The sequence below is a fragment of the Streptomyces sp. NPDC055140 genome, assembly GCF_053607285.1.
On sequence record NZ_JBSGTG010000004.1, the window covers coordinates 241,079 to 252,850 of the forward strand.

Sequence of the window (11,772 nt, forward strand, 5' to 3'; positions counted from 1 at the left end):
TCCCGCCCCTTACGGTGCTCGCACCTCCCACAGGTATATCGATTAACCACTCCGTCGTTACCCGTAACCCGGTTGGAGACATACCGCTGTGCGCTCTGTGCCCTCGACGATGAGTCGGCGCGGATTCCTCGCCGCCGGCGGCGGACTCGCCGCCGCCTCCGCCCTGTCCGGCTGCTCCGCCCTCGCCGCTGCCGACGACGACCCCGGCACCCTCGTGGTGCACAGCCAGCTCGGCACCACCGCCCCCGGCTCCCCCACCTACCTCTCCGCCCTGGACCGGTTCCGCAAGGAGAACCCCGGTCTCAAGGTCAGGAACCTCGTCAACGGCGACGACCTCGCGCAGGTCTACGAGACCTCGCGGCTGGCCCGCAAGGAGCCGGACGTCGTCATGGTGAACCTCTACGACAAGACGCTGGCCTGGACCGATGTCGGCGCCACCGTGGACGTGAAGGACTACCTGGACGACTGGGGGCTGCGCGAGCGGGTGCTGCCCGTGGCCCTGGACGCGTGGACCGACGGCAAGGGCCGGGTGCGGGCCTTCCCGTACTTCGCCACCAACTGGCCGGTCGCCTACAACCGCGCGCTCCTCGACAAGGCGGGCGTCGACCACGTCCCGGCCACCGGCGACGAACTGATCAGCGCGGCGGGCAAGCTCCGCAGGAAGGGCATCGCGCCCGTCACGGTCGGCGGGAACGACTGGACCGGCCAGAAGCTGCTCGCCCAGATCATCCAGACGTTTCTGACCGAGGACGAGGCCAGGCACGTCTACGCGACCGGGGACTTCGGCAGCCGGGGCGCACGGCAGGGCCTCGATTACTTCGTGGAGCTGCGCGACGCCGGGGTGTTCGCCGACAAGGCCCAGGGCCTGACGTCGGACTCCATGACCACGCAGTTCAACACGCAGGCCGCGGCGATGCAGTCCGCCATGTCGTCGGCCCTGGCGAAGGTGCCGGCCGAGGTGGCGCGTCACACCGACGTGGGTGGCTGGCCGCTGGCCCCCGGGGCGGCGCACGGCAAGCCGACGATCCTGCGGACATACACGCTGATCGGCTTCTGGATCAGCCCGAACGGCACGAAGAAGATCGACGCCGTCGAGAAGTTCCTGCGGTTCATGTACCGCCCGGACACCGTCTCGCGGTTCATCAAGGAGGCCGGGCGCGACATGGCGCTGCGGTCCGACACGGTCAGCTCGGACTTCCCGCTGGTGGCGGCGGCACAGCGGCTCGGCGGTGACGTGAGCCAGGTGCTGCTGCCCGACCTGTTCGTCCCGCCGGCCGCGACGCAGCCCCTGATCACGGCGACGAGCACCTCCTTCACGCGCGGCACGAGCGCGGCCAAGGTCCGCTCGGTCCTCGAGGCCGCGTACCGCGGCGCCTGACCGCACGCCCCCCTCTCTCCTCATCCGTAAGGGAGTTGCTCATGACGACGATGTCGTCGACAGCGGGCGAGACCGCGGTCCGCCGCCCCACCCCGTCTTCCCCGGCCGCCGCCCGGCGGCCGCGCCGCCAGGGCGGCACGATCCTCGCCCTGCCCGCCCTCGTCTGGTACCTGGTCTTCATGGTCGGCCCGCTGGTCGCCATCTTCGTGGTCTCCGCCCTGCGCTGGCCGGGCATGCTGCAGCCCGTCTCGTTCGCCGGGTTCGACAATGTGCGCACGGTCCTCGACGACCCGGTGTTCTGGGACGCGGTGAGCAACACGGCGGTCCAACTCGTCGTCGCCGTCCCGGTGATGATCGTGTGCGCGTACATGCTCGGCTACTACGTCGCGCAGAAGCCGCCCGGCCACAAGGTCATCCGCTATCTGTTGTTCATCCCCGGGCTGATCTCGACCCCGGCGAAGGCGATGGTGTTCTACGCGGCGCTGTCCCCCGACGGCCTGGTCAACGGCGGCCTGAAGGCGGTCGGGCTCGGCTCGCTGGCCGACGCGTGGCTCGCCTCCCCCTCCACCGCGCTCGCGTGCCTGATCGCGCTGGACATCTGGGCCGGGATCGGCTTCACGGCGGTGCTGTTCGCGGCGCGGCTCGGGAGCGTCCCCGAGGAGATCGGCGAGGCGGCGCAGCTGGACGGCGCCGGGCACTGGCGGACCATGTGGCACATCCACTTCCCCGTGATCCGCGACTACGTGGGGGTGGTGACGATGCTGCAGTTCCTGTGGACGCTGTTCGGGTCGGCCCAGCATGTGCTGCTGCTGACGCAGGGCGGCCCCGGCACCTCGTCGACAACGCTGTCATTCCTCGTCTACCAGAAGGCGTTCATCGCGGCCGACCTCGGCTACAGCCAGACCGTCGGTGTCTTCCTCTTCCTCACCGGGCTCGTCGGACTGCTCGCCATCCGGCGCGCGTTCCGCCAGAACCACTGATCGGAGCCGTCGCCATGAAGTCCGCCCAGCACAGCCGCCTCGGCAGGTCCTGGCTGCCCGCCCACATCCTCGTCTGGCTCTACGCGGTGCTCCTCGTCGTGCCGCTGTACTACTTCGTCGCCTCGGCGTTCAAGACGAACGAGGAGATCTTCGCCGGCCCGTTCGCGCTGCCGTCGTCATTCGGTCTCGGCAACTTCGGTACCGCCTTCCACAGCGCCGACCTCGGACTCGCGGTCGTCAACTCGGCCCTGGTGACGGTGTTCTCGCTCGTCCTCACGCTGGCGCTCGCGATCCCCGCGGCGTTCGCGCTGGCCCGTTCGACGGGCCGGCTCGCCTCCGTCGTCGAGAGCGTCTTCTCGCTGGGGTTCCTGATCCCGACGTTCGCGGCGCTCTTCCCGACGTTCCTGCTCGCCGCGGCCACCGGCCTGTTCCACACGCGCACGTTCATGATCCTGTTCCTGCCGGCCACGGCGATGCCGCTCTCGGTGGTGATCCTGGTCCAGTTCATGCGGACCGTCCCCAGGGAGATGGAGGAGGCGGCCCGCATGGACGGCGCCTCGACCTTCGCGGTGCTCCGGCACGTGTACACGCCGATGTGCCTGCCCGGCATCGCGACGGTGCTCCTCCTGAACTTCCTGACGTTCTGGAACGAGTACCTGTACTCGCTCGTCATCATCGGCCCGGACCCGGCGCAGCGCACGGTCCAGGTGGCGCTGCCCACGCTGAAGTCCATCACCGGGACGGACTACGGCGTCCTGACCGCGGGGACCGTCCTCACCCTCGTACCGGTGTGGATCGTCTATACGGTGCTCCAGAAGCGGATGCAGCAGGCACTCGTCAGTGGGGCGGTGAAGATGTGAGCGCTACCCGGCCGAAACGGCCGACCGGTCGTCCGACCATCAAGGCGGTGGCGGCCGCGGCGGGGGTGTCGACGGCCGCCGTGTCGCAGGCCTTCAACGAGAAAGGCCGTCTTGCCGAGCCGACCCGGCGGCGGATCCTCGACGCGGCGGCGGAGCTCGGCTGGTCGCCGAGCGCGTCCGCCTCGGCACTGCGCAGCGCGCGTACCCGCACGCTCGCGCTGGTCGTGCGCAGGCCCACCGACGTGCTCGGGGCCGACCCGCACTTCAGTGAGCTGATCACCGGTATAGAGGGCGAGTTGGCGCCGCGAGGCTACGGTCTGCTCCTGCATCTCGTCGCCGGTGTCGACGAGGAGAGCGCGCTGTACGAGCGGCTCGCCTCGGAGGGCCGGGTCGACGGGGCCGTCCTGACGGACGCGCGGGCCGACGACCCGCGCCCGGCGCTGCTGCGCCGCATCGGCCTTCCGTCGGTGCTGCTCGGCGCGCCCGACCCGGAGGCGACCGTGCCGACCGTCGGGCTCGGCAACCAGGGGGCGGGCGTCCACGAGGCGGTCGACCACCTGCTCGGGCTCGGCCACCGGCGCATCGCGTACGTCTCCGGACCCGTCGAGCTCCAGCACACCCGGCTGCGCCGCACCGTCTTCGAGGAGACACTCGAACTCGCCGGACTCCGTCCCGCCGACGTCCTGAGCACCGACTTCTCGGAGTCGGCCGCCGTCGCCGCGACCGAGGAGCTCATCGGGCGCGCCGAGCGTCCGACCGCGATCGTGTACGCCAACGACTCGATGGCCGTGTGCGGCATCGGCACCGCACAGCGGTCCGGCCTCGCCGTGCCCCGGGACCTGTCCGTCGTCGGCTACGACAACCTCCCCCTCGGCCGCTGGCTGCACCCGCGCCTGACGACCGTCGATCAGCAGGTGCAGCGGGTCGGCGCGGCCGCCGCGCGCGTGCTGCTCGCCCGGTGCGGCGAGGACGTCCCCGAGACACCGCTCGAGGGGCGCCCGCACCTGGTCGTCCGCGAGTCGACCGGCCCCGCGACCCCCTGATGAATCCCGCATTTCTACGGAGCTAGGTACCACCATGCGACGCCACAGCGCCCACCTCACCCACGACTCCGCCGTCCTGCCCTGGCTCGGCGCCAACTTCTGGTCCCGCACCGGCGGTCCCCTGATGTGGCGCGACTACGAGCCGAAGACGGTGCGCGAGGAACTGGCGGTGCTGCGCGAACACGGTCTGAACATGACCCGCTCGTTCTTCTACTGGCCCGACTTCCACCCCGAACCGCACCGGATCGACGAGGAGTTGTGCGAGCGCTTCCGCGACTTCCTCGACGCGCACACCGAGGCGGGCATGGGCACCGTACCGACGTTCATCGTCGGTCACATGTCCGGCGAGAACTGGGATCCGGCCTGGCGCGGAGGCCGGGACCTGTACGAGGACGTGTGGATGGTCGGCCGCCAGGCGTGGTTCGTGTCCCAGATGACGCGCCGCTTCAAGGACCACCCGGCGGTCACCGGCTGGCTGATCACCAACGAGATGCCGGGCTACGGGCGGATCTACCAGGTCGACCCGCCCCCCAGTGACGTCGTCACGGCGTGGGCGCAGGCCATGTGCAACGCGGTGCGCGCGGCCGGCGGCACCCAGCCCGTCTCCCTGGGCGACGGGGCGTGGGGCATCGAGGTGACGGGCCGCGACAACGGTTTCTCTCTGCGGGACACCGCCGAGTACGTCGACTTCGTGGGCCCGCACGTCTACCGCTCCGACACGGACCGGCCGCGCCAGCACTACCGGGCCGCGTTCGAGTGCGAGCTCGCGGCCGTCACGGGGCAGCCGGTGGTCCTGGAGGAGTTCGGCCTGTCGACGGACACGGTCTCCGCCGAGAACGCGGGCGTGTACTACCGCCAGACCCTGCACAACTCACTGCTCGGCGGCGCGACGGGCTGGGTCGCCTGGAACAACACGGACTACGACGACCTGTGGGACCGGTCCCCCTACGACCACCACCCCTTCGAGATGCACTTCGGCATCACGGACAGCACGGGCGCCCCGAAGGCCCCGCTCGTCGAACTCGCCGCGTTCGCCGAGGTGTTGGATCGGGTCGACTTCGCGCGCTGCCGCCGCTCGGACGCCGGGGCCGCGCTGGTCGTGCCCGCCTTCCTGGAGCGCGGCTACCCCTACAGCCGCCCCGCCGACCGCCCGCTCATCTTCACCTCGCTCCACCAGGGGTACGTCGCGGCGCGCGCCGCCGACCTGGCGGTGGGCCTCACCCGGGAGGCGGACGGCATCAGCGAGGACGCGTCGCTCTATCTCCTGCCCGCGACACGGCAGTTGACGACCCGCACCCGGCGCGCGCTCGCGCGGCGGGCCGCCGAGGGGGCGACGGTCTATCTGTCCTTCTGCTCGGGTGAGCACCCCGGGACGCGCGGGCCGTGGTTCGACGACCTGGACGGGCTCTTCGGGGTCGAGATGCAGCTGTCGTACGGGGTGGCCGAGCCGATCGAGGACGACGTCCTGGAGATGACGTTCATGAAGGACTTCGGGAGCATCGGGGCCGGTGAGACCCTGCGCTTCCCGGTCGCGGGCAACGAGGACAGCCGGGCGTACCTGCCGGTCGAGGCGCGCGGCGCGGAGGTCGTCGCCGTCGACGCACACGGCCGCCCCGCGCTGCTTTCGCGGGCCACGCGCCTCGGCCGCACCGTCCTCGCGACGTATCCGCTGGAGCACATGGCCGCCCGCACGGCGCACGTCAACCCGGAGCAGACGCACCGGCTGTACGCGGCGCTCGCCGAGGTCGCCGGTGTGGCACGGCCCGTGACGGTCGAGAGCCCGTACGTGTCGGCCGATGTGCTGGTCCACGAGGACGGGCGGCGGTTCGTGTGGCTGGTGAGCCAGTCCGGGCAGGAGGTGGCGGTGCGTCCGGAGGCGGACGGAACACTGCACGACGCGGGGACGGGCGGGCCCGTCACGGACGTCACCCTCGACCCGTACGGCGTGCGCGTCCTGGAACTGCGATGAGCGAGCCGCTGTACCGCGACCCTGCGGCCCCGGTGCCCGAGCGCGTGCGGGACCTGCTCGCCCGTATGACCCTCACCCAGAAGGTCGGGCAGCTCAACCAGCGGATGTACGGCTGGCACGCGTACGAGCGCACCGGCTCGGGCCATCGGCTCACGGACGCGTTCCGCTCCGAGGTCGCCGCGTACGACGGCATGGGCGCCCTGTACGGGCTCCAGCGTGCGGACCCGTGGTCCGGGGTGACGTTCGCCGACGGGATCACGGCGGCGGACGCGGCGGGCGTCGCGGACGCGGTACAGCGGCACATGGTCGAACAGACGCGGCTCGGCATCCCGGTGCTCCTGGTCGAGGAGGTCCCGCACGGCCACCAGGCGCTCGACGGCACCGTCCTGCCGGTGAACCTGGCCGTCGGCTCGACGTGGGACCCGGACCTCTACGAGGAGGCGGCGGCCGCGGCCGGGGCCGAACTGCGGGCCAGGGGTGGCCATCTGGCCTTGGTGTCGGCGCTCGACCTCGTCCGCGACCCGCGCTGGGGCCGGACCGAGGAGTGCTTCGGCGAGGACCCGTATCTGGCGGCCCGGTTCACCGAGGCGCTCGTACGGGGCATGCGGCGGGCCGGGGTCGGGGTGGTGCTGAAGCACTTCGCGGGCCAGGGTTCCTCGGTGGGCGGGCGCAACAGCGCGGCCACCGAGCTCGGCGTCCGCGAGCTGCACGAGATCCATCTGGCGGCGGCGCGGGCGGGGATCCGTGCGGGCGCCGCGGGCGTGATGGCGGCGTACAACGAGTTCGACGGTCTTCCGTGCGCCGCGAGCCGGTACCTCCTGACCGAACTCCTGCGGGAGCGCTGGGGGTTCGACGGCATCGTGATGGCGGACGGGGGCGCGCTCGACCGGCTGACGCGGCTGGCCGGCGATCCCGCGGCGGCGGGCGCGCTCGCCCTGGCGGCGGGCACGGATCTGAGCCTGTGGGACGGCTGCTTCCCGCGGCTGGGCGAGGCCGTCGAGCGGGGGCTGGTCGCGGAAGAGACCGTGGACACGGCGGTGGAGCGCGTCCTCGCGCTGAAGTTCCGGCTCGGCCTCTTCGAGCGGCCCTACGTCGGAATACCTGAACAGCCTTCCGATGTACGGGAGTTGAGCGAGCGCGTGGCCCGGGAGTCGATCGTGCTCCTGGAGCACGACGGGGTGACGCTGCCGCTCGGCCCTTCCCTGCGCCGCATCGCGGTCGTGGGTCCCGGCGCGGACTCCGTTCCCGGCCAGATCGGGGACTACACCGCGCCGCAGCGGCCCGGCTCGGGTGTCACCGTGCTCGAAGGGATCCGGGCGGGGGCCGCGCCCGGCGCCGAAGTGACCTACGCGCGCGGGTGCGAGCTCGTCGGCGGCGACCTGTCCGGTGTGCCGGAGGCGGTCGCTCTGGCCGCATCGGCGGACGTGGCCGTGCTCGTCCTCGGCGGGTCGAGCGCCCGCGAGGCCGACACGCGCTTCGAGGCCAACGGGGCGGCCGTCGTCTCCTCGGGGAACCCGGTCGGCATGACCTGTGGCGAAGGCGTCGACCTGGCCGATCTGCGCCTGCCCGACGGCCAGTCGGCGCTGCTCGACGCGGTGGCGGCGACGGGCACCCCGGTCGTCGTGGTCCTCGTCCAGGGCCGCCCGCACGCGCTGCCCGACCTCACGTGCAAGGCGAAGGGCGTGCTGTGCGCCTGGTATCCGGGGCCGTGGGGCGGACGGGCGGTGGCCGACGTCCTGTTCGGGGCCGCGTCGCCGGCGGGCCGGCTCCCGGTGTCGGTGCCGCGGTCCGCCGCGCAGTTGCCGGTGTTCTACAACGCCAAGGACCACGACTACGGCGGCTACGTGGACCAGAGCGCCACCGCGCGGCACTCCTTCGGCCACGGCCTCTCCTACTCGACGGTCGCGTACACGGCACCCCGCCTCGCACACTCCACCGTCACGGCCGGCGAACCCGGCACGACGTGCTCCGTCACCGTGACCAACACCGGGACGCGGCCCGCGCGCGAGACCGTGCAGCTGTATGTGCGCCGGGTGTCGGGCGGTACGTCGTGGCCGCGTGTGCGGGAGCTGCGCGGGTTCGTACGGCTCGACCTGGAGCCCGGCGGGAGCGCCGAGGCCCTTTTCGCCGTCGACGCCGAGGTGCTCGCATCGGTCACCCGCGACCTGGACCTCGCCGTGGAGCCCGGCGAGTTCTCGATCGAGACGGGACCCTCGTCGGACCGCGCACGGGGCGCGGCACTGACCGTGACGCCATGACGGGGGTGGGGGCCGGGTGATCGGCGGCGGAACTGGTTGAATCGTCCGCATGTCACGCCCCGCCCCCACCTGCCCCTGCGGGCTCCCCTCCGCGTACGACGCCTGCTGCGGCCGGTATCACTCCGGACGGGCGAACGCGCCGACCGCCGAGGCACTGATGCGGTCCCGCTACTGCGCCTTCGCCGTCAAGGACGCCGCGTATCTGTTGCGGACCTGGCACCCGGCCACGCGGCCCCCGGCCGTCACCTTCGAGCCGGGCATGAAGTGGACCGGGCTGGAGATCCTGGGAACGACCGAGGGTTCTGCCTTCCACAGCACCGGCACCGTGACCTTCCGGGCCCGCTACACCGACGGCGGGCGGCCCGGCTCACTGCACGAGCGCAGCAGGTTCATACGGCTCGACGGCGCATGGGTGTACGTCGACGGCGACTTCATCGAATAGTGCGCGCCTGCGCGCTCAGGGCGCGAGGATGTCCAGTTCCTCGAGCGCGCCCACCGCGATCTCGCGCGTGAGCGCCTCCGCGCGGGCCGCGTCCCCCTCGCGGACGGCCTCGGCGACGTGCACATGGAGTGACACGGCCGCCGGGTCCGGGTCCTCGAACATCACCTGGTGGTGCGTGCGGCCCGCGAGGACCTCCGCGACCACGTCACCGAGCCGGGCGAACATCTCGTTGCCCGACGCGTTCAGGACGACCCGGTGGAACTCGACGTCGTGGACGAGGTACGCCTCCAGCTGATGGCCGCGTGACGTGGTGACCATGCCGAGCGCGCACTCGGTGAGCGCCGCGCACTGCGCGGCCGTGGCGTGCGTCGCGGCGAGTCCGGCCGCGACCGGCTCGACCGCGGAACGCAGGACCGTGAGGGAGCGCAGCTGCCGCGGCCGGTCCGCGCCGGCCAGACGCCAGCGGATGACCTGCGGGTCGTAGACGTTCCACTCCGCTGTGGGCCGGACGGTCACGCCGACCCGGCGCCGGGACTCCACGAGGTGCATCGACTCGAGCACCCGTACGGCCTCCCGCATGACCGAACGTGACACCTCGTACCGCTGGGCCAGCTCGTCCGTGCGCAGCACGCTGCCCGGTGGGTACTCCCCGGCGGTGATGGCGGGGCCGAGGTTCTCCAGTACGTGGGCGTGCAGCCCCCGGCCCTGTGTGGTCATGCCGTCAGCGTACGAGGCGGGTCGACGGAATAAAAAGTCAGACTTTTATGTCACAGTCTCTTGAATTTGTCCGACCATTCAGGTTTCAGTGGCGTGACACAGCGATGTCGAAGAAGACAGCGAGGACGCAATGAAGACACGACGCACCCCCCACGTCGTCGTAGTCATGGGCGTGGCAGGGACCGGCAAGACCACGATCGGCCCCCTGCTCGCAGACAAGCTTGGCGTCCCGTACGCCGAGGGCGACGACTTCCACCCGCCGGCGAACATCGCCAAGATGTCGGCCGGCACCCCCCTGACCGACGACGACCGGTGGCCGTGGCTCGACGCCATCGGCCAGTGGGCGCACGGACGGGCGGGACTCGGCGGCGTCGTCAGCAGCTCCGCCCTCAAGCGGAGCTATCGCGACCGGCTCAGGGCCGAGGCCCCCGGAGTCGTGTTCGTCCACCTCACGGGTGACCGCGCCCTGATCGAGGACCGGATGTCGCACCGCCAGGGGCACTTCATGCCCACGGCCCTGCTGGACTCGCAGTTCGCCACGCTCCAGCCGCTCGCGGCGGACGAGGCGGGCGTCGACGTCGATGTGTCGGGCAGCCCCGAGGAGATCACGGAGCGGGCCGTCGCGGCCCTCGCCGACCTCGAAGGCCGGTCCCCGTCCCCCCAGCGCCCGGCGCTGAGTTAGTCCCAGAAGTCCCCACCCACACCAAGGAAAAACCGTGACCAGTCTCAGCGTCGAGACGCTGGCAGCGGATGCCGTCGAACCGATCACCTCGGCGGGCCACGCCCAGCTGGGGATCGCCGTTCTCGCGGGCATCGCTGTCATCGTTCTGCTCATCACGAAGTTCCGGGTCCACGCCTTCCTGGCGCTGACCATCGGTTCTCTGGCCCTGGGAGCCTTCGCGGGCGCCCCCCTCGACAAGACCATCGTCAGCTTCACCACGGGCCTTGGTTCCACGGTGGCCGGTGTGGGTGTGCTGATCGCGCTCGGCGCGATCCTGGGCAAGCTGCTCGCCGACTCGGGCGGCGCCGACCAGATCGTCGACACGATCCTCGCCAAGGCGGGCGGGCGCGCCATGCCGTGGGCGATGGTCCTGATCGCCTCGGTGATCGGTCTGCCGCTGTTCTTCGAGGTCGGCATCGTGCTGCTGATCCCGGTCGTCCTTATGGTCGCCAAGCGCGGCAACTACTCGGTGATGCGCATCGGCATCCCGGCCCTCGCCGGCCTGTCGGTCATGCACGGCCTGATCCCGCCGCACCCCGGCCCGCTCGTCGCGATCGACGCCGTCGGCGCCAACCTCGGCGTCACGCTCGCCCTGGGTGTCCTCGTCGCCATCCCGACGGTGATCATCGCGGGTCCGCTGTTCTCGAAGGTCGCCGCCCGCTGGGTGGACGTCCAGGCCCCGGACAAGATGACCCCGGCGCGGGCCAGCGACGACCTGGAGAAGCGTCCCAGCTTCCGCGCGGCCGTCGCCACGATCCTGCTCCCCGTCGTCCTGATGCTCGCCAAGGCGCTCGTCGACATCGTCGTGGACAAGCCCGAGCACACCGTGCAGCGCGTCTTCGACGTCATCGGTTCGCCGCTGATCGCCCTGCTCGCCGCCGTGATCGTCGGCATGTTCACGCTGGGCCGCGCGGCCGGGTTCACCAAGGACCGGCTGTCCTCCACCGTCGAGAAGTCGCTCGCCCCGATCGCGGGCGTCCTCCTCATCGTCGGCGCGGGCGGCGGCTTCAAGCAGACCCTCATCGACTCGGGCGTGGGCCAGATGGTCCTCGACATCTCCAAGGACTGGTCGATCCCGGCCCTGCTGCTCGCCTGGCTGATCGCGGTCGTCATACGCCTCGCCACGGGCTCCGCCACCGTCGCGACCATCTCGGCGGCCGGACTCGTGGCGCCGCTCGCGGCCGACATGTCGACCTCGCACACGGCCCTGCTGGTCCTCGCGATCGGCGCCGGCTCGCTCTTCTTCAGCCACGTGAACGACGCGGGCTTCTGGCTGGTCAAGGAGTACTTCGGCCTGGACGTCGGGCAGACCATCAAGACCTGGTCCGTCATGGAGACGATCATCTCGGTCGTCGCCGGTGGCCTGGTCCTGCTGCTGTCCCTGGTCATCTAGCCACCTCATGA

The 11,772-nt window shown here is 71.4% G+C and carries 10 protein-coding genes; 9 read left to right on the top strand and 1 reads right to left on the bottom strand.

What is annotated here, in order from left to right:
* Positions 1–97 precede the first annotated feature (97 nt).
* The 7 genes from ACWFR4_RS11235 to ACWFR4_RS11265 are packed head-to-tail and all read left to right on the top strand — an operon-like array spanning position 98 to position 8,930.
* A complete protein-coding gene (locus tag ACWFR4_RS11235; protein WP_453652169.1) occupies positions 98–1,378 on the top strand; it encodes an ABC transporter substrate-binding protein in 1,281 nt (426 codons plus the stop codon).
* A gap of 41 nt (positions 1,379–1,419) precedes the next feature.
* A complete protein-coding gene (locus ACWFR4_RS11240) occupies positions 1,420–2,358 on the top strand; it encodes a carbohydrate ABC transporter permease (protein ID WP_453652036.1) in 939 nt (312 codons plus the stop codon).
* 14 nt (positions 2,359–2,372) lie between these two features.
* The gene (locus ACWFR4_RS11245) at positions 2,373–3,218 is read left to right on the top strand and encodes a carbohydrate ABC transporter permease (RefSeq protein WP_453456729.1); all 846 of its coding nucleotides are present in this window, start codon (positions 2,373–2,375) and stop codon (positions 3,216–3,218) included.
* Between the two features lie 47 nt (positions 3,219–3,265).
* Positions 3,266–4,261, top strand: coding sequence for a LacI family DNA-binding transcriptional regulator (locus ACWFR4_RS11250; RefSeq protein WP_453652038.1), 996 nt, complete (start codon positions 3,266–3,268; stop codon positions 4,259–4,261).
* Between the two features lie 34 nt (positions 4,262–4,295).
* Entirely contained in the window at positions 4,296–6,230 is a 1,935-nt protein-coding gene (locus ACWFR4_RS11255) for a glycoside hydrolase 5 family protein (RefSeq protein ID WP_453652040.1), read from the top strand.
* On the top strand, positions 6,227–8,488 hold the full coding sequence (locus tag ACWFR4_RS11260; protein ID WP_453652042.1) for a glycoside hydrolase family 3 N-terminal domain-containing protein: 2,262 nt from the start codon (positions 6,227–6,229) through the stop codon (positions 8,486–8,488). The genes ACWFR4_RS11255 and ACWFR4_RS11260 overlap by 4 nt, the downstream gene beginning before the upstream one ends.
* 49 nt (positions 8,489–8,537) lie before the next feature.
* Positions 8,538–8,930, top strand: a complete 393-nt coding sequence (locus ACWFR4_RS11265; protein WP_453456718.1) for a YchJ family protein — start codon at positions 8,538–8,540, stop codon at positions 8,928–8,930.
* A 15-nt stretch (positions 8,931–8,945) separates the two neighbouring features.
* Here the strand turns inward: ACWFR4_RS11265 and ACWFR4_RS11270 are convergent, their stop codons facing one another.
* The gene (locus ACWFR4_RS11270; RefSeq protein WP_453652044.1) at positions 8,946–9,647 is read right to left on the bottom strand and encodes a FadR/GntR family transcriptional regulator; all 702 of its coding nucleotides are present in this window, start codon (positions 9,645–9,647) and stop codon (positions 8,946–8,948) included.
* Positions 9,648–9,777: 130 nt separating this feature from the next.
* Between ACWFR4_RS11270 and ACWFR4_RS11275 the strand changes: the two genes are divergently transcribed.
* Together ACWFR4_RS11275 and ACWFR4_RS11280 are read left to right on the top strand one after the other, a co-directional pair.
* Positions 9,778–10,329 carry a gluconokinase gene (locus ACWFR4_RS11275; RefSeq protein ID WP_453456712.1) on the top strand — a complete coding sequence of 184 codons (552 nt, stop codon included), beginning with the start codon at positions 9,778–9,780 and terminating at the stop codon, positions 10,327–10,329.
* A gap of 34 nt (positions 10,330–10,363) precedes the next feature.
* Entirely contained in the window at positions 10,364–11,761 is a 1,398-nt protein-coding gene (locus ACWFR4_RS11280) for a GntT/GntP/DsdX family permease (RefSeq protein WP_453456709.1), read from the top strand.
* The last annotated feature ends 11 nt before the right edge of the window (positions 11,762–11,772 follow it).

Coding starts and splice junctions, on each gene's coding strand:
- ACWFR4_RS11240 (WP_453652036.1), top strand. CDS start 1,420: ATGACGACGATGTCGTCGACAGCGGGCGAGACCGCGGTCCGCCGCCCC.
- ACWFR4_RS11245 (WP_453456729.1), top strand. CDS start 2,373: ATGAAGTCCGCCCAGCACAGCCGCCTCGGCAGGTCCTGGCTGCCCGCC.
- ACWFR4_RS11255 (WP_453652040.1), top strand. CDS start 4,296: ATGCGACGCCACAGCGCCCACCTCACCCACGACTCCGCCGTCCTGCCC.
- ACWFR4_RS11260 (WP_453652042.1), top strand. CDS start 6,227: ATGAGCGAGCCGCTGTACCGCGACCCTGCGGCCCCGGTGCCCGAGCGC.
- ACWFR4_RS11265 (WP_453456718.1), top strand. CDS start 8,538: ATGTCACGCCCCGCCCCCACCTGCCCCTGCGGGCTCCCCTCCGCGTAC.
- ACWFR4_RS11270 (WP_453652044.1), bottom strand. CDS start 9,647: ATGACCACACAGGGCCGGGGGCTGCACGCCCACGTACTGGAGAACCTC.
- ACWFR4_RS11275 (WP_453456712.1), top strand. CDS start 9,778: ATGAAGACACGACGCACCCCCCACGTCGTCGTAGTCATGGGCGTGGCA.